Genomic DNA, 17,006 nt, shown 5'->3' with positions numbered 1-17,006 from the left:
GGGTCTCCGCTCTCGGTGTCGACGAGGCGGCGGCCGGATGACCGGTGATGACCGGCTAGTCCGCGGCGAGGAGATCGTCGATGGCCGCCTCGCCCTCACGGTACCGGCGGGCCAGGTCTGCGGCACAGGCGTCGGCAACACCTTGTACTCTGCGTCGCAGATCAGACACCTCGCGCTCACAGACGGACAGCGCGGCGGCGGTATCCCGCAGCGTGCGATCGGAGCAGGCGGTCAGATCGGGCACGGCGAGTTCGCGCAGCCTGCTCTCCATCGCGGCGCGGTACTCCCCGTCCGTCGACTCACCGCCAAGGCCCAGGTGCCGGGCGGAGGCGACGCGACTGGACGGCGCGTCGGCGAGGATCTCGGCCAGCCGCGCTACCAACGGACTCTGGTCGCCGCCGGCGCGCCGGGCACACTCCGCGGCGATTATGTCGAGCCGGCCGTGCAGAACGCGCCGCAGGTATGACAGGTCACTTTCCTCGGCGCTCGCCTCTGCGCGGCGCTCCCGCAGCACGGTCAGCGGGATGGACGGCAGTTCAGCGGTGAACGCATGGTCGAGCACACGGTCGATGCGCCGCTGCGGATGCACGGCGGCAGTGCCGGCGCCGGTGCCGTTCGGACCGGTGATTTCCGTCGGTGTCGGTTCGCTCATCGCACCCCCATGGAGGTGGGGGTGACAACTCCCCCGGGTCTGGTCCTGCCCGGCGGCCGGGCCTCTGGTGAGACTTGCCTGCATCGTCGCACGCTGACCGCGTGTAACGCGGTCCGGATCGCAACTGTCACCCGGTCGGATGAGCGATATCGAGCGTTGAGAGGGCATATGACCCCACTTGGCCGTCCTGTCGACGTCCCAGCGACGTCCGCAAGGCGTCCGCTCTACCGGTATCCGCCAACCCGCTCGTCGCGCGGTTACCGTCCGCGCAGGCGTTCGCGTGCGTTACCGCCGGCATCCGGCGCAACGATGAGCTCCTGGGCGGCGGCCACGCCGCCCGCGGTGAGCTGCGCGTCAACTGGGACGGTCCGCTTAACCAGCGCGAGAGCGATAGGGCCGAGTTCGTAGTGCCGAGCGCTGGAGGTGACCGCACCGATCGCGCGGCCGTCGTACTCCACCGGGTCGCCGTGAGCCGGTAGGTGTTCGGGAGTGCCGTCGAGGTGAAGGAAGACCAGGCGGCGCGGCGGGTGGCCTAGGTTCTCGACCCGGGCCACGGTCTCCTGGCCGCGGTAGCAGCCCTTGTCCAGGTGCACGGCCGTGCTGATCCAGTCCAGCTCATGCGGGATGGCGCGCTCGTCCGTCTCCAGCCCGGCTCGCGGCCGGTGCGCGGCGATGCGCAGTGCCTCGTAAGCCCACATCCCGGCGGGATGGGCGTGAGTTTGGGCGTATTCGCCGAGCGCGGCGCGCGGGAGGAAGAGTTCCCGGCCCTGGGCGGCGTCGCCGAGCTGAATCGGGCCGCGGACGAGCGCCCCGGCGGGAATCGGACCCGAGGGGTCAGCCTCGTAGACCACCGCGTAGTCCTCGGTGACGTCTTGCGGGTCGACGTCCAGCAAGAAGCGCATCTTGTTCAGGAACGCGGCCAACGCGGGCGCCGCGCCCGGTTCGACGTGTGCCCACGTCGCCTCGCCGTCATCGACAAGGTAGAGCGCGTGCTCCACCCGCCCTTGCGGATCGAGCAGCAGCGCCTCGGTGGGCGTGTGCGGCGCAAGCTCGGTCAGATGCTGGGTCAGCAGCGAGTGCAGCCAGCTGAGCCGTTCCTTGCCACCAATGCGGACGACGCCGCGATGTGACAAGTCGACGAATCCCGTTCCCGCGACGAGCGCGCGTTGCTCGGCATGCGGATTGCCGTAGTGCGCGGCGACGCCCTGATCCGGCGCGTCGGCAGCTACCGCACCGGGCAGACCGAGCAGAGGGCTGCGGTAACCGGTCGTTGCAGTCCCAGCCGCAGAGCCGGTGTTGCCGGAAGAGCCAGTGTTGCCGGGAGACCCAGTGTCGCCAGCAGAGCCAGCGTCGAGTGAAGAAGCAGAACTGTCGGGGATCGGCATATCTTCGGCAACCTCGCTCTCGGGACCGCTATTCCGGCCTGCCGCCGGTTCGTGCCGCACATTCGGCGCAGCGACCGAAGATGGCGAAATGCGCGACGTCGATCTCGAAGCCCTGATCCGCGCGCAGCTTTTCGACCAGCGGATCGGCCACATTGGGCTGCGCCTCGGTCACCCGGCCGCAGACCCGGCAGACCAGGTGCAAGTGCTGCTGTTCGGCGGCGGCGTGATAGATCGGGGCACCGTGCCCGAGGTGGGTGTGGGTGACCAGGCCGAGTTCCTCAAGCAGCTCAAGGGTGCGGTACACGGTGGAGAGATTGACCGAGCTCGCAGTGCGCTGCACCTCGGCACAGATGGCGTCGGGTGTGGCGTGTTCGAGCCCGGAGACGGCGCTGAGCACCAGCTGACGCGCCGGCGTCAACCGGTATCCCTTGGCCCTGAGCTGCTTCGTCAGGTCGGACTGCTCCATCGTGCTGCCCACGTTACGACTCTACGGCGCTGCTAGGGCGCCGGCCGAACGCCCTAGACCCGCTTGAGTTGCGCGGCCAGGTGGTTCTGGATTTCCTTGCCCATCGCGGCCATGTCGAAAGTCCAGTAGAGATCGCCCTGCACCAGCCCGTAAAGCCGCTGGCCGCCCGTGTACTCCTTCGCGGTGGCGGTGCGCGCGACCGCGTCCGTGGCCAGCTCGATCTTGCCGCTGTCGATGGTGCCGTGCCAGATCTCGACGAATCCGGTCGGGTGCGCGAGCAAGACCTCGAGGGTCTTGTCCGGCTGCGGGCGCCAATAGCCGTGTTCGCGGGCCAGCGGGCGCACCTTTTCGCCGTTTTCGTCGATCAGCCAGGAGCGGGACTCGTAGTCGAGGAAGGTCTTGCCGGGCACGTAGGAGAAGCTGACCTCCTGCCCGAAGCGGAAGTCCTCGATGGTGGGGTACTGGCCGAGCCCGACGCCGGCCCAGTCGCCGATCAGGAAAGCGACCGGCAGCAGGACGGGGTCGAGGTCGGCGGGGATCTCGAAGGGCATCGCGCGGCTCTCGGCTCTGTTCGGTCGGTCGGTACTGTCGGCTCTGGGGGTGCCGGCTAGCGGGTCTGGCCCTTGAACAGCTTCACCACGACGAACCCGGCGAACCAGGTGACGAGCAGGAAGACCACCACGAGCAGGGCGGTGAAGAAGGTCTCCACGGTGGACGCTCCGGGTGCGTAACGGCGGCGGTGGCCGCACCGGCGCGATTGTGCATCGCGCTGCGCGGACAACTGGACGGCTTCAGTCTATGGGCGCAGCGGACGCACTGCTGGCGCGCCGCTGTGTGAGTCTCGCTACGCTCGACGTTCATGGCGAAGAAGCTGGTCATCAAGGTCACTGCGGGCGAGGACGCGCCGGAGCGGTGCTCGCAAGCTTTCACGGTGGCGGCCGTAGGAGTGGCCTCGGGCGCTCAGGTCTCGCTGTGGCTTACCGGGGAATCCGCGTGGTTCGCGCTTCCCGGGCGCGCAGCGCAGTTCAAGTTGCCGCACTCGGCTCCATTGGAAGAACTGCTCGCGGCGGTGCTTCAAGCGGGCACCGTGACGCTCTGCACGCAGTGCGCGGCGCGGCGGGACATCGCCGAGCACGACGTGCGCCCCGGCGTACGAATCGCCGGGGCGCAACTGTTCGTGCAGGAAGTACTGGGAGACGACGTGCAGGCACTCGTCTACTGACCAGCCGCTGACCGCCTCTCCTACGAGAGGCGGTCAGCCGGTGATCAATCGTCAGACTGTGATCAGTACCTCGGCGACCTCACCCTGGGTGGCGACGACCTTGCGGTCCGCCGTCCCGCCGGGCACCAAAGCCCGCAGCGTCCACGATCCGGGCGCCGCGAAGAAGCGGAATGCCCCGGTCGCCGAGGTGGGCACCTCGGCGGTGAACTCGCCGTCCTCGTTGAGGAGGCGCACGTAGCCGGTCACCGGGGTGCCGTCACGCTGGATGGTGCCCTCGATGATGGTTTCCTTCGACACGTCGATCCCCTCCCGGGACAAGCCGCCGGTGGTAGCACCGCACATGGTCTTTTCCTCTCGCTACTGCTGCTGCCGCTGGCCTGGCGCTCAGGCGCCGAGCTCGATCGGCACGCCGACCAGCGAGCCGTATTCGGTCCACGAGCCGTCGTAGTTCTTCACGTTCTCCTGGCCGAGCAGCTCGTGCAGCACGAACCAGGTGTGCGCCGAGCGCTCGCCGATGCGGCAGTAGGCGATGGTGTCCTTCGCCAGGTCCACGCCCTCGTTCTGGTAGAGCTCGGTCAGCTCCGCGTCCGACTTGAAGGTGCCATCGTCGTTGGCCGACTTCGACCACGGGATGTTCTTCGCGCTCGGCACGTGGCCGGGGCGCTGCGACTGCTCCTGCGGCAGGTGCGCGGGGGCGAGCAGCTTGCCCGAGAACTCGTCGGGGGAACGCACGTCGACCAGGTTCTTCGCGCCGATCGCGGCGACGACCTCGTCACGGAACGCGCGGATCGTGGTGTCCTGCGGCTGCGCGGTGTACTGGGTGGCGGCGCGGCTGGGCACCTCCTCGACCAGGTCGCGCGAGTCCAGCTCCCACTTCTTGCGGCCGCCGTCGAGCAGCTTGACATCCTGGTGGCCGTACAGCTTGAAGTACCAGTACGCGTAGGACGCGAACCAGTTGTTGTTGCCGCCGTAGAGCACCACGGTGGAGTCGTTGGCGATGCCACGCTCCGAGAGGAGCGCCTCGAACTGCTCCTTCGAGACGAAGTCGCGCCGGACCGGGTCCTGCAGGTCCTTCTTCCAGTCGATCCGGATCGCGTTGCGGATGTGGTTCTTGTCGTAGGCGGCGGTGTCCTCGTCCACTTCGACGACGACCACCTTCGGGTCGTCGAGGTGTGCCTCGACCCAGTCTGCGTCGACCAGGACGTCGGTGCGGCTCATGAGTTCATTCCTCCAGGGCTGGTGTTCTGCCGGTGCGTGTGGACGCTGATCAGGGGGCTTGCGGGCGGCTACGGCCGCCGGTTTGCCGGGCTCGGGTCGCCGTGCTGGGTGGCCGGGGCGGTGTCCGCAGGACGGACGGCGGCGAGCGAGGTCCTGGTCGGACGGGGCTCAAGCCGCGGCGGGCCGGCGCGGGTGCCTTCCGGCTCGGCCGGTCAGGCTCAGGTCAGCGACAACACAGGCAGGCCGCGACGCGGCACAGGTCGACTGCGCGCCGCTTGGTCAGCTCTGCCTGGGGCCTCATGCCGTCGATACTAAGGAGCGGCCGGGTGCGCTGTCATTAACATCTCGGATTCCGAGACAATCGTCTCACGAAACGATTGAATGGCCTCTGACGTCGCACGTCGCGGCGGCCCCGCGGGCCGCTACGCGGTCCGGCGCCGTTCGCACGTGCGAGATCGCGGTTGCTTGCATGCCGATTTGCACCGATTGGGCGGTCGTCAGTGGGGGTGGTTCAGGCTGAGCAGCGTGCTTCCGTTCGGCAGGTCCACCTGAATGGTCGCGATGCGGTCAGGGGCGAGGGAAACCGAGCCGGGGATCGTGACCGTCTCCTCCGGGCTGGCCTTCCAGTCACCGGCCACCGTCGGCGTGCCCGTGGTGCTGATGACCACCATGGTGCAGGTGTAGCCGGCCGGGACGTGGTCCATCTTCAGCTGGATCTTCGAGCCCCAGCTGACCGGGGTGACCTCGACGCTCGCGGTGATGGGCTCGTCGTAGCCGGTCGAGGCTACCGTGGCGCTCGCGGACCAGCCCGGAGCGGCGGCGACCTGCGCGCCGCCGGACAGCAGCAGGGCGGTTCCTGCTCCCGCGGCGACGACCACCCCGGCGGCGCCGAGCGCGATGCGGGTCCGCAGGCTCGTGCGCGCGGGTCGATAACTGCGGCCGCGATGCTGCCTCGCGTGCTCCGGCTGCTCCAGGGCGTTCGGGTACTCGCGCAGGTGGTGCGCCGCGCGGCCGGCGCGGCCTGCGGCGTGCTGAGAGGCGGTTTCCAGCACTCGGCCGAGCACCGCCGGTTCGGGGCGCAACGGTCCGTTGACGGCTTCGGTCTCGGTGACCGAAGCGAGCAGCGGCAGCAGTTCGGTCAGCTCGCCGTACTCGGCGCGGCAGCTCTCGCAGGTCACCAGATGCGCCGCGACCCGGTCGTTCTCCTCGGGTTCAAGCGCGCCGAGCAGGTACGCACCGACGGCCTCGCGGAGCCACGGATCGCGCGCGGCGGTGCATGGGGGGACACGGTCGCTCACGGTGTGATCCCCCTTTCCTGACAGGCGAGCCGAAGGGCGCGCAGTGCGTAGAACGTGCGGGACTTGACGGTCCCCGGCGGGATGCCGAGCGCGCGCGCCGCCTCGTTGACGGTCGCGCGCCGGTAGTACACCTCGATGACCACGGCCCGGTGCTCCGCGCTGAGTGCGGCCAGCGCGTCAGCGAACTCCCAGGCACGCAACGCGGCCTCGTACGGATCTACGCCGTCCTCGGTCCGTTCCGTGTACTCGGTCAGCTCGGTCTCGGTTGGGCGGGCGGCCCGCGAGCGGGCGTCGTCCACGACCAGGTTGTGCGCGACCGTGCACAGCCACGCGCGTACCGAGCCGCGGCCGGGCTGGAAGGCCTCGGGCCGGCGCCAGGCGCGCAGCATCGTCTCCTGAAGCAGATCCTCGGCCCGTGCTCGATCCCTGGTCAGCTTGAGCAGGTAGGCCAGGACGGGGCCGGAGTGTTCCGCGTACAGCAGACGCAAAGCCGCCTCGTCGAGGACTTCGGTGCTTGCCGCCACATCGGTATCACGTTTTGTCTGGCCGTTCCGTTCAGCTGAACCGGCGCGCGACCGCATCCGTGTCCAGTGCATGAACAGATCCTCGCGCATGTTGGGTGCCGCCGTCACGGCCTTGGCCCTCGCGAGTGCGGCAGCCTGTTCCAGTTCGAGCTCGGGATCCTCGGGCAACGCAGCCGGCTCAGCGCCTTCGGCCACGCCTTCCGCCATGTCCTCGATGCCGGCAGGTGGGGGCAGCGCCCCGGCGGCCGCGGCGAACACGATCACCATCATGAGCTTTACGTTCAGCGGACCGTTGACTGTCTCGCCGGGCGCACAGGTCACGGTGGTGAACAAGGACTCGGTGATGCATACGGTCACCGCGGATTCGAGCGGCGGCTTCGACGTAAGCATCCCGGCAGGCGGTACCGCGACCTTCGCCGCGCCGACCGCGGCCGGTTCATACTCCTTCCACTGCTCCATCCACCCATCGATGAAGCACAGCACGCTCATCGTTAAGTGAGGGCGGCGCGAAGTAAGCGCAACGGGTGATAAGTGGCCGAGTAGGGCAACGGCGTCGCGCAGGGGCAATGACCGCTGAGCTACTCAGCTGATCCACTCAGCCGCCGGTGTTGGCTGCGTTCCCGGTCAGCCGCACGTTCTGCCCGGTGGCCGAGATGTCCACGCCCGTGGGCGTCATCTGGAGATCCTTGAGCTGCATCCCGAAGGGCATGCCACCGAGCGGGACCTTCTGGTCGAAGCCGCCGGTGTTCAATCCGATATTGGACAGCGGCGTGGTGACCTTCATCGTCGTGAAGCGGAGCGTGTCGCCGCTCACCAGGCTCACGGCGACATCCGCGCTGACGCTGACGCCGGCGACGCTGTACGTCGCCTTAACCTGGTTCCCCGTGCCCTGACTGAGATTGATCTGACCGATGCCGACCTCGCTGCTCAGCTTGGCCGCCACCTGGGCATAGCTGAGCATGGCGTCGCCGGTGAGCGTGTCCACGGTCGCGCTGTTGTAGCCCGAGGAGACGTGCACGCCGCGCAGGTCCGCGTGAATGTGCTGGATCGGCACGCCGCGCGAGGTGAAGTTGTCGATGTCGACGGTCACGTGATCGAAGTGCCGCGAGATGACCTGGGTGAGGAACGGGAAGCCGTCGATCGAGACGGAGGGCTTCTGGTTGAGGTTCTGGCTGGTCTGGATCTTCCCAGCCAGCTGGTTCTCGGTGACCGACGCGGCGACCCGGTCGGCGCCGACCAGCAGCGCGACGAGGATGACGAGCGCGACGAGGCAGCCGAGGCCGCGGCGACGCGGGCGCGGTGCCCGCCGCAGCGCGGAGACCGGGGGCTCATCCTCGTAGTAGTTGCCGTAGTAACGGTCTGGCTCCGGGGTCGGCGCGGTCATCCTGAGAGGGTAGCCGCTCGGCGGCGCTCGAAACGGGTCTGTGACAAGCCCGTCGAAAACCGGAACCGGCGGCAGTCGTGCTGCCGGATTCGCTTGTCAGCGCAGCACTTGCGCTGCGATCACGGCCCCGATGGCCGAGTACGCGACCGGTAGCGCCTGAGCACTGATACGCACGTCCCCGCCCTCGCTGCCGAGCCGGTCCGCGGTGCGTGCGCCGATCACGGCGAAGAGTCCCGAGAGGAGGCCGCCGAGCGCGCCGCCCTTGGCGCCGGCTGAGGCGCTGAGCGTGACGGCAGTCAGCGCGCCGAGCGCGGTAGCTGCTACGACGGCCGCCGCGATCCCGATGGGCTTCGCGCCGCCACCCACGAGCGCGGAGCAGAGGACTGCGACGGCAGCCGCGAGGGCGCATGCTCCGGCGAGCGCCGAGTCCTGGCGTTGCGCGACGAGGTATCCCGCCGGTAGCACCGTGAATGCCGCACCAGTCACCGCGGCGGCGAGCGCTTCGCTGCGCCGCCGTCCCGCTCCGGTGTCCTTGCGGAAGAGTTGATCTGCCGCGAGGAAGACGAATCCGACGCCGAGTGCCGCGCCCATCGCGGCGGGGGCCCGGTCCGGGACGAGGCGGTAGGCGAGCGCTGCGGCAGCTAATCCGATAGCCGCGACGAAGACCGTGGTGCGCCGTGCGTTAGACGATCCGACCGTGCGCATCCAGCCGACGGCGATCCCGATCTGGGTCAGCCCGGCCACGACTGCGATCACCGGAGTGGCGACGAGCGCTCCTATCCCGGTGACGACGGCGAGACCGGCCGCGCCGAAAGCGCCCTGACCGGGGGTGGCGAACGGCTTGTCGGCAGGGCTGGCGGACCTGGCGGCGGTGTCGGTCTCGGGCGGGGGTGCAAATTCGGGCGCGGATTCGAGCGGCGGGTACTGCGCTTCTAAGCGGGTTTCAAAGCGGGGTTCTAATTCAGTTTCAAGATCTGCGGTGGGTACTCCACCAAGGGCACGCTGATCTTGGCTGTAGTAATCCGTTTCGAGGTAATCGGACTCCGCCTCGTAATACGCATGCTGATCAGATACGTGGCGATCTGACGCGTACTGATCTGACGGGTACTGATCTGGCGGGTATCGGTCTGGCGGGTATTGCTCCGGCGCGTATTGCTCGCGTTGAGCTCCGTATTGCTCCGCCTGCGCCTCGTTCCACGCCTGCGGATCCCAGCCGAGGCCGGACTGTTCCCACTGCGCGTCGTGATACGCGGGCTGGGGCTGGGCAACGGCGGGTTCGGGCTCCTGCGCGGGCCTGCGACGACGGCCGCGGCCTGCCGGGGACTCCTGTTCGCCCCCGCCTTCGTACCCGCTGTCTTCGTAGCCTGCGCCGTCGTACCCGCCGCGCTCGTGACCCTCGTACTCATAGCCGTAACTCATGGCAGGCCGACTCATCCCCCCGCGAAGGGGGGCAGGATCTCCACCACGGCACCGGGATCCAGGTGGACCGTTTCCGGGTCGCGCTTGCCGACCTGCTGCCCGTCGACCAGGAAGGAACAGCGCTGAAGCACGCTGGCCAGCCGGCTGCCCTCGGCTCCGCGCTCGGCCACCGCAGCGGAGAGGGCAGCTCCGAGCGTTTCCGCGCGCGTCTGCTCCTCGGAGGTCCCCGCGGCCTCACGCGCGGCGGCCCAGTAACGCAGGGTCGCCGTGCCTGTTGCTTGCACCGGCTTCACTCCCTCCCAGTTTCGGCATGCGCCAGAGCAAACCGTACCCGTGTGGCGGTGTTAGTCACAGGCGGATGTGTTCACACATGCCATCGGGACGGCCAGCCTGTTCATGCGCACAACGAGACACCTGCGCGATAACGAAGCAAGAAAGGTTCGTCACCCCGCAGACATACCCTGTCCACGTCGGCTATCCTGCCTTCAGAGGATCCGGGCGATGAGGCCACTGGATCCTTCGTGTTTTTTACGAGCACGTTACACACGCCTCACTAGCCGGCTCTGCGGTGTGGGTGTCGGCTCGGTTGTGAAACGCGGCGAAGCCGTCGTCGCGCTCTCGCGATCGTCCATCCGGTACCCGTGCAGCACGGCGGAAGGAGCACCACCCATGGCCACTCTCCTCCTGTTGACCAATGCTCTAGCTCCTTCAGCAGAAGTGCTCCCCGCTCTCGGCCTCCTCCTGCACACCGTGCGCGTGGCCCCGGCGGAGGCGTCCGCGCTCATGGACACCGCGCCGGCCGACGTGCTGCTGGTCGACGGCCGCCGCGAACTGCCCGCGACCCGCTCACTGTGCCGGGTACTGCGGACCACCGGACTGGACTGCCCGATGCTGCTGATCGCCACGGAGGGCGGGCTCGCCGCGGTGACCGCCGAGTGGGGCATAGACGACGTGTTGCTGGACACCGCCGGACCGGCCGAGGTCGAGGCCCGTATCCGGCTCGCGGTCGGCCGCCTCGCCGCCGCGGCGGGCACCGAGGACCTGCCGCTGGAGATCCGCAACGGCGACTTGACCATCGACGAGGCCACGTACACGGCGCGGCTGCGTAACCGGGTGCTTGACCTTACGTTCAAAGAGTTCGAGCTGCTCAAGTACCTGGCGCAGCACCCCGGCCGGGTCTTCACACGGGCGCAGCTGCTCCAGGAGGTCTGGGGCTATGACTACTTCGGTGGTACGCGCACGGTAGACGTACACGTGCGGCGGCTGCGGGCGAAGCTCGGTGCGGAGCACGAGCAGTTGATCGGTACGGTCCGCAACGTGGGGTACCGGTTCGTCAACCCGGAGAAGCGCTCGGACCGCGAGGCTGTGCGCGTCTGAAGCCGCGCATAACCTGACGATGTGGCAGAGACGAACGAGGGATCACCAGCCGCGGCCGCGGAGCTGACCGGGATTGCAGCGGTGACCGGGATTGCCGGGCTCACCGAAGCCGATCGCGCTGAGGCGTTGGCGCTGCTGCGCGCGGTGACGGAGGCCGACGGCGTCTCTCCGGTCTCGGAGAGCGGCCGGCTCGCCTTGATGCACGGCCGCGCCGAAGAGTCGCATGTCATTCGCCGGGAGGCCGGGAAACTCGTCGGCTACCTCTACCTCGGACCGCCGGACGAAGACCAGAACCGGGCCGCGGAACTGTGCGTCGCGCCGCCCGCGCGGCGGCGCGGGATCGGTCGATCTCTCATCGAGGCCGCCCTCGCCGGCACCGCCGGAGCGCTGCGCGTCTGGGCACACGGCAGCCTGCCGGGCGCCGAGCAGTTCGCCGCACGGCTGGGGTTCGCGGCCATCCGCGAACTGCGGCTGATGGAGGCGCCGTTGACCGGCGGCTCGGCCTCGGTCCTCACGGCGCCGCAGCCGCCCGAGGGCGTTGAAATCAGCACCTTCCGTCCTGGCGAGGACGAAGACGCGTGGCTTGCGCTCAACGCGCGAGCCTTCGCGCACCATCCGGAGCAGGGTTCGTGGACCCTAGATGATCTCGCCGAGCGCGAAGCCGAGCCGTGGTTCGATCCGGCCGGCTTCTTCCTCGCCCGCTCCGCCGAAGGGCTGATCGGTTTCCACTGGACCAAGGTGCACCCGGCCGGGGCCTACGGGCCGGACCGGGTCGGGGAGATTTACGTGCTCGGGGTGGACCCGCAGGCCGGCCACCGCGGGCTCGGCCGGTTGCTCGCGTTAGTGGGATTACAGCATTTGGCGCAATCAGGACTAGGAAACGTCATCTTGTATGTAGATGGCGACAACACAGCGGCCGTACGGTTGTACCAGTCCCTGGGCTTCGGCAATCGAGCCGTGGACACCATGTACGAACGGCGGGGCGTGAAGGCGTAGCACCTTCGCTGCCTACGCGCCGCCGACGGCCGGGACGTTGAGCCCCAGTCCAGTCGCCCGGTGTCCCTCCGCTCGACACCCGCAGTTCACCTTTCCGTGCGAGAGTTTGGATCATGGACCCGGCCGACCTCCCCCGCTACCTCGACCGCGAATCCTCCTGGCTCCAGTTCAACAGCCGGGTGCTCGAGCTGGCCGAGGACAAGGAGGTCCCGCTGCTGGAGCGGGCCAAGTTCGCCGCGATCTTCGCCAACAATCTCGACGAGTTCTTCATGGTCCGGGTCGCCGGGCTAAAGCGACGCATCGCCACCGGCGCCACCGGGACGACCGCCTCCGGTTTCACCCACCGCGAGGTACTGCAACGGATCTGGGCCACGACGCGGGAGCTGATGATCAGGCATGCGCAGCTCTTCCAGGAGCAAGTGCGCCCGGAGCTGACCCAGCACGGCATCGAGATTCTGCGCTGGGGCGACTTTGACGCGGCGCAGCAGGAACAGCTCTACGCGCTCTTTCGCGAGCGGATCTTCCCGGTGCTCACGCCGCTGGCCGTCGACCCCGCGCACCCGTTCCCGTACATATCAGGGCTCTCGCTCAACCTGGCCGTGCTGGTACGTAACCCGGTCACCGGTAACGAGCACTTCGCGCGCGTGAAGGTGCCGCCGCTGCTGCCGCGCTTCGTGGAGGTGAGCTCCGGCCGGTTCATCCCGCTGGAAGAGCTCATAGCGGTCCACCTGCCGCACCTGTTCAACGGCATGGAGGTGCTCGGCCACCACACCTTCCGGGTGACCAGGAACGAAGACGTCGAGGTCGAGGGCGACGAGTCGCAAAGCCTGCTGGAGACACTGGAGCGGGAGCTGGTACGGCGCAGGTTCGGCCCGCCGGTCCGGCTCGAGGTTGAGGAGACCATCGACCCCACGGTGTTCGAACTGCTGGTCCGCGAGCTCGGCGTGAACGACAACGAGGTGTTCCGGCTGCCCGCGCCGCTGGATCTGACCGGGCTGTTCACCATCGCCGACGAGGACCGGCCCGAGCTGAAGTTCCCGCCGTTCGCCACCGCGCTGCACCGGGACCTGGCCGACTACGAGACCAACTCCGCAGTCGATATCTTCGCGGCGATGCGGCAGCGCGAGATCCTGCTGCACCATCCGTATGACTCGTTCACGACCTCGGTGCAGGCATTCCTGGAGCAGGCCGCGGACGACCCGGATGTTCGCGCGATCAAGATGACGCTGTACCGCACGAGCGGCGACTCGCCGATCGTCGACGCGTTGATCGACGCGGCTGAGGCGGGCAAGGAGGTGCTGGTCCTCGTCGAAATCAAGGCCCGGTTCGACGAGCACGCCAACATCGTCTGGGCACGCAAGCTCGAACAGGCCGGCTGCCACGTCGTGTACGGCCTGATGGGCCTTAAGACACACACCAAGTCGCTGCTGGTGATCCGGCTTGAGGGCAACAAGCTGCGGCGTTACGCGCACATCGGTACCGGTAACTACAACCCGAAGACCGCGCGCCAGTACGAGGACCTCGGCCTGCTGACCGCGGACCCGCAGGTTGGCGAGGACCTTACGCACCTGTTCAACCGGTTGTCCGGATACTCGCGCACGATCTCCTACCGCCGGCTGCTGACAGCGCCGAACGGGCTGCGCGAGGCGCTGATCGAGCGGATCGACCGGGAGCGGGAGAAGCTGGCGGCCGGCCGCCGCGGGGCCGCCAAGACCGCGCGGATCAGACTCAAGATGAACTCGCTTGTGGACGAAGCGATCATCGACGCGCTCTATGAGGCCTCGCAGGCGGGTGTGCGGATCGATGTGGTGGTGCGCGGGATGTGCGCGCTGCGGCCGGGCGTACCGGGGCTGTCCGAGAACATCAGGGTTCGCAGCGTGCTCGGCCGATTCCTCGAGCATTCGCGGATATTCGTGTTCGGGCAGGAGATCCCGGCTTCGGCGACGGGCCGCGGCGTCGGCGAACCGCCGGAGGTGTGGATCGGCTCGGCCGACATGATGCACCGCAACCTGGACCGGCGGGTCGAGGCTCTGGTGCAGCTGACCGAGCCGACGCACCGGCGCGAGCTGACCGCCATGATCGACACCGTCTTCGAGGAAGACGCGGCCTGCTGGGAGCTGGGTCCGCTGGGTGACTGGACCCGGCGCCAGCCGCCGGACGGCGTGCCGCTGCGCGATATCCAGGAGTCCTTCATCGAGTCGCGCAACCAGCTGATCGCGGCACGGCGGGCGAGGATGGGCTGAGGGCGCGGCGAGGCAATGCACTCAGGCGGCGACTCTGCGGGGGTTTTGATGACAGAAGCGCAGGCAGCACAGCGCGTCGGCGCGCAGCCGGGTGAGCGGGCCGGAGAACGGCGCGGCGAACAGGGTGCCGGGCCCGGGCAACAGCCCGACGGCGCGGCGGCTACTGCGGCGGCGGCGAGTTCGGTGGCCGAGGCGGCTCGTCCCGTACCGGCGGCCGTCGACGTGCTGCGCGGCTATCTCAGCGCTCAGAGCACGGCATTCCTGACCCAGCTGCCACGGCTGCGCGAGGGCAAGCCGGAGGCGTCGCACCGGATCCGGGTCGCCTGTCGGCGTTCCCGGTCGCTGCTGCGAACTTACCGGTCCCTGATGGACGGCGACTGGGCCGACGGGTTGGCGGCGCGGATTGACGAGTTCACCCAGATCGTCTCGCCGGAGCGGGATGTCGAGGTGGTCCGTACGCGGCTGCTCACGGCGCTGGATGGGCTGGCTGACGAGTCGTCGGGTGCGGTACGGGCTCGAACGCTGCTTGATCGGATGCTGCATCGCGAGTACGCGGTTGCTCACGAGGCGACGCTGGCGGCGCTCGCCGGCCCGCGGTTCCATGCTTTAGCGGATCAGTTGGCCATCGCTCCCGAGACGATGCCGAGCAAGCCGGAAGCGCGATCCCCTGCGCCCGAAGCGTTGTATCCGCTGGTCGAGCATGCCTTCGCCGTGGTGGAGCGCCGGGTCGCGGCATTGCCCGACCCGCGCAAGCAGAACGCGAAGGAACTGCTGACCGACGATCCGGCCGACGAGCAGTGGCACCGCCTGCGTATAGCTGCTAAGCGCTGTCGTTACGCGGCTGAGGTGTGCACACCTGTCGCGGGTAAGCCGGCTGCCGAACTGGCCGACGCGATGGCAGTGATCACGGAGGAACTCGGCGCTCAGCAGGACGCCAGCGTGGCGTCGGCCGTGCTGCTACGCGCCGCGCGGACTCCGCGGATCGCCGCGCCAACCGGTTTCGTGCTCGGCCGGCTGTTGGGCGAATCGCGCGCCGGTATCCTGCGTTCTCGGCTGGCCTTCCCGACGCTGTGGCGTCAGGCCGCCGACCCAGGTCTACGCGCGTGGCTGGAAGGGTGACGACTTCAAGCGATGGCGTTGTTCCACTCCCGCCCCGCCGCCACCGCTGACAAGCCGGTGCACGCGGCCGGGGCCGTGTTATGGCGGCCGGGCCCAGCCGGCCTTGAGGTGGCGCTGATCCACCGGCCCCGCTACGACGACTGGTCGCTGCCGAAGGGGAAGGTCGATTCCGGCGAGCACATGGTGCACACCGCCGTGCGCGAGGTCTTCGAGGAGACCGGTCGGCGCATCGTGCTCGGCCGCAGGCTGCCTGCCATCAGCTACGAGGTCGTCGGCGGCACGAAGCGAGTGCGGTATTGGGCCGGGCGGGCGCTGGCGCAATCCGAGGCGGAGAACGCGTTCCGGCCGAACCACGAAGTGGATCAGCTCGCGTGGATGAGTCCGCAAGAAGCGCTGGACCGCTTGACCAGGCCACTCGACGCGACCGTGCTCGCATCGTTCATGCGCGCGCCGGTCGACACGGTGCCGATCGTGCTGCTGCGACATGGCACGGCGGAGAAGCGCGCGCCGAAATACTCAGATGATCTGATCAGACCGCTGGCGGCGGTAGGGCACTGGCAGTCAGAGACGCTGGCCACGCTGCTGCCCTGCTACGGGCCATTGCGGATCGTCTCGTCGCCCGCGGTGCGCTGCCTGGACACCGTGCGGCCGTTCGCGCGAAAACAGCAGACGATCATAGATATCGAGCCAGCGCTGGGCGAAGCGGCGCACGCAGCTGAGCCGGAAGCCGCCGCGTCGTGGTTGCGTGCCCTGATCGCACAGAACTCGCCGACAGTAGTGTGCTCACACCGGCAAGTGCTTGACGACATGCTGGCCTCGCTGCTTGACGAGGCCGCCAGGGAGCGGGCCGTTGCGCGATCGATGAACGGTAGGGCTTGGTCGAAACGGCAGGTGAATCGGCTCCTCGGCGAGGACCGAAGCGGCGGGCGCCTGAAGCCGGGCCGCGCGTGGATCTTGCATGTGACGCCTGGAACCGATTCGGGAGGTGGCATGCCGCGCCTGGTCGCGGTCGACCGGCTCAAGCCGTGACGGCGAGAAGCCCCGGACGTTTCGTAGCGGGGCATTGAGCCGTTTCGAGCGCGCGAACGTAGTAGCGGTGAGTACTCGTCAGATGATCAGTCCTGAATACCGTGACGGGAACAAGGATCGCTCGTTGCACTGACCGAGACCGAATGTCGCAGCCACTGCTTCAGGAGTCCGCATGCCCGGCACAGTCCTGTACGACGGCAAACGCTCGATCGCGGAAACCTGCGCCGCGCCGCAGACTCCGAACGCCGGTCTCGCGACGGCCGAAGCGCTGCACGCGATGCACGGCTTGGTCGCCATCGCGAACGGACCGGACTACTGCCTGTGCGGGCGCACCTGGCCCTGCGAGAGGCGCGCGGACTAGGCCGTGTGTAAGAAGTAGCGTCGGATTAAGGCTGCGGCGTCTGGCGCGTGCGATCGCAAGGCAGCGGAGCATCCTCATGGGGCATCTGGCAGTGTCCGATAGGTGCCTGGCGGCACCGGGGCTTCGCCAACGCAGCGAGCGTGCGTGGCAGGCGTCGCGGCCCCGGCCAAACTTCTTACACACAGCCTAACGGCCGTCGTCTGACGTGCGGCGCGGCTGGCTCGGCAGGGTCAGTTCACCGGCCTGTCTGGCTCGGGTTGCTCGCGCGCGGTCCGAACACCGCTGCCGCGATGGCCGTCAGGTCGGGGTCGTC

Annotated in this window: 20 protein-coding genes; 8 read left to right on the top strand and 12 right to left on the bottom strand. The window is 68.5% G+C overall.

Translation table 11 applies throughout. The features are described 5' to 3' along the window. Nucleotides 1–55 precede the first annotated feature (55 nt). From VN779_RS05070 to VN779_RS05055, 4 genes are all read right to left on the bottom strand, one after another. A complete protein-coding gene (locus VN779_RS05070; protein ID WP_325720635.1) occupies nucleotides 56–652 on the bottom strand; it encodes an aerial mycelium formation protein in 597 nt (198 codons plus the stop codon). 257 nt (nucleotides 653–909) lie between these two features. After that, nucleotides 910–2,037, bottom strand: coding sequence for a YgfZ/GcvT domain-containing protein (locus VN779_RS05065; RefSeq protein WP_325720633.1), 1,128 nt, complete (start codon nucleotides 2,035–2,037; stop codon nucleotides 910–912). A 28-nt stretch (nucleotides 2,038–2,065) separates the two neighbouring features. After that, nucleotides 2,066–2,503 carry a Fur family transcriptional regulator gene (locus VN779_RS05060; RefSeq protein ID WP_349260645.1) on the bottom strand — a complete coding sequence of 146 codons (438 nt, stop codon included), beginning with the start codon at nucleotides 2,501–2,503 and terminating at the stop codon, nucleotides 2,066–2,068. A 53-nt stretch (nucleotides 2,504–2,556) separates the two neighbouring features. Then, nucleotides 2,557–3,054 carry an FABP family protein gene (locus tag VN779_RS05055; protein WP_325720629.1) on the bottom strand — a complete coding sequence of 166 codons (498 nt, stop codon included), beginning with the start codon at nucleotides 3,052–3,054 and terminating at the stop codon, nucleotides 2,557–2,559. Nucleotides 3,055–3,362: 308 nt separating this feature from the next. Here VN779_RS05055 and VN779_RS05050 point away from each other — a divergent pair, with 308 nt between their 5' ends. Continuing rightward, entirely contained in the window at nucleotides 3,363–3,725 is a 363-nt protein-coding gene (locus tag VN779_RS05050) for a DsrE family protein (protein ID WP_325720628.1), read from the top strand. 51 nt (nucleotides 3,726–3,776) lie between these two features. Here the strand turns inward: VN779_RS05050 and VN779_RS05045 are convergent, their stop codons facing one another. The 5 genes from VN779_RS05045 to VN779_RS05030 all read right to left on the bottom strand — a co-directional run bounded on the left by VN779_RS05045 (nucleotide 3,777) and on the right by VN779_RS05030 (nucleotide 7,035). Beyond that, entirely contained in the window at nucleotides 3,777–4,067 is a 291-nt protein-coding gene (locus VN779_RS05045) for a DUF1416 domain-containing protein (RefSeq protein WP_325720625.1), read from the bottom strand. 42 nt (nucleotides 4,068–4,109) lie between these two features. Next, complete coding sequence (locus VN779_RS05040) at nucleotides 4,110–4,943, bottom strand: sulfurtransferase (RefSeq protein ID WP_325720623.1); 834 nt, start codon at nucleotides 4,941–4,943, stop codon at nucleotides 4,110–4,112. A 223-nt stretch (nucleotides 4,944–5,166) separates the two neighbouring features. Further along, nucleotides 5,167–5,244, bottom strand: a complete 78-nt coding sequence (locus VN779_RS26630) for an Ms5788A family Cys-rich leader peptide (RefSeq protein WP_369015811.1) — start codon at nucleotides 5,242–5,244, stop codon at nucleotides 5,167–5,169. Between the two features lie 196 nt (nucleotides 5,245–5,440). Continuing rightward, nucleotides 5,441–6,241, bottom strand: a complete 801-nt coding sequence (locus VN779_RS05035; RefSeq protein ID WP_325720621.1) for a zf-HC2 domain-containing protein — start codon at nucleotides 6,239–6,241, stop codon at nucleotides 5,441–5,443. Beyond that, the gene (locus VN779_RS05030; protein ID WP_325720619.1) at nucleotides 6,238–7,035 is read right to left on the bottom strand and encodes a sigma-70 family RNA polymerase sigma factor; all 798 of its coding nucleotides are present in this window, start codon (nucleotides 7,033–7,035) and stop codon (nucleotides 6,238–6,240) included. Before VN779_RS05030 ends, VN779_RS05035 begins: the two co-directional genes overlap by 4 nt. Between VN779_RS05030 and VN779_RS05025 the strand changes: the two genes are divergently transcribed. Next, the gene (locus tag VN779_RS05025; protein WP_325720617.1) at nucleotides 7,034–7,264 is read left to right on the top strand and encodes a cupredoxin domain-containing protein; all 231 of its coding nucleotides are present in this window, start codon (nucleotides 7,034–7,036) and stop codon (nucleotides 7,262–7,264) included. The genes VN779_RS05030 and VN779_RS05025 overlap by 2 nt on opposite strands. Nucleotides 7,265–7,360: 96 nt before the next feature. Here VN779_RS05025 and VN779_RS05020 read toward each other — a convergent pair whose 3' ends face one another. The 3 genes from VN779_RS05020 to VN779_RS05010 all read right to left on the bottom strand — a co-directional run bounded on the left by VN779_RS05020 (nucleotide 7,361) and on the right by VN779_RS05010 (nucleotide 9,852). Further along, the gene (locus tag VN779_RS05020; RefSeq protein WP_325720615.1) at nucleotides 7,361–8,149 is read right to left on the bottom strand and encodes a DUF2993 domain-containing protein; all 789 of its coding nucleotides are present in this window, start codon (nucleotides 8,147–8,149) and stop codon (nucleotides 7,361–7,363) included. Between the two features lie 96 nt (nucleotides 8,150–8,245). Further along, nucleotides 8,246–9,568: a hypothetical protein gene (locus VN779_RS05015; protein WP_325720613.1), complete on the bottom strand. Its 1,323-nt coding sequence runs from the start codon at nucleotides 9,566–9,568 to the stop codon at nucleotides 8,246–8,248. 11 nt (nucleotides 9,569–9,579) lie between these two features. Next, entirely contained in the window at nucleotides 9,580–9,852 is a 273-nt protein-coding gene (locus VN779_RS05010) for a MoaD/ThiS family protein (protein ID WP_325720611.1), read from the bottom strand. Between the two features lie 385 nt (nucleotides 9,853–10,237). Between VN779_RS05010 and VN779_RS05005 the strand changes: the two genes are divergently transcribed. The 6 genes from VN779_RS05005 to VN779_RS04980 all read left to right on the top strand — a co-directional run bounded on the left by VN779_RS05005 (nucleotide 10,238) and on the right by VN779_RS04980 (nucleotide 16,693). Beyond that, nucleotides 10,238–10,945: a response regulator transcription factor gene (locus VN779_RS05005; RefSeq protein WP_325720609.1), complete on the top strand. Its 708-nt coding sequence runs from the start codon at nucleotides 10,238–10,240 to the stop codon at nucleotides 10,943–10,945. Nucleotides 10,946–10,966: 21 nt separating this feature from the next. Continuing rightward, on the top strand, nucleotides 10,967–11,941 hold the full coding sequence (gene mshD / locus VN779_RS05000; RefSeq protein WP_325720607.1) for a mycothiol synthase: 975 nt from the start codon (nucleotides 10,967–10,969) through the stop codon (nucleotides 11,939–11,941). A gap of 113 nt (nucleotides 11,942–12,054) precedes the next feature. After that, entirely contained in the window at nucleotides 12,055–14,184 is a 2,130-nt protein-coding gene (locus VN779_RS04995; RefSeq protein ID WP_325720605.1) for an RNA degradosome polyphosphate kinase, read from the top strand. Between the two features lie 48 nt (nucleotides 14,185–14,232). After that, nucleotides 14,233–15,303, top strand: a complete 1,071-nt coding sequence (locus VN779_RS04990; protein ID WP_325720603.1) for a CHAD domain-containing protein — start codon at nucleotides 14,233–14,235, stop codon at nucleotides 15,301–15,303. A gap of 12 nt (nucleotides 15,304–15,315) precedes the next feature. Next, on the top strand, nucleotides 15,316–16,332 hold the full coding sequence (locus VN779_RS04985) for an NUDIX hydrolase (protein WP_325720601.1): 1,017 nt from the start codon (nucleotides 15,316–15,318) through the stop codon (nucleotides 16,330–16,332). 172 nt (nucleotides 16,333–16,504) lie between these two features. Continuing rightward, a complete protein-coding gene (locus tag VN779_RS04980) occupies nucleotides 16,505–16,693 on the top strand; it encodes a hypothetical protein (RefSeq protein ID WP_325720599.1) in 189 nt (62 codons plus the stop codon). The last annotated feature ends 313 nt before the right edge of the window (nucleotides 16,694–17,006 follow it).

This window comes from Actinocrinis sp., assembly GCF_035605935.1.
Lineage (GTDB): Bacteria > Actinomycetota > Actinomycetes > Streptomycetales > Catenulisporaceae > Actinocrinis.
This window is presented reverse-complemented; position numbering and strand designations above follow the sequence as displayed.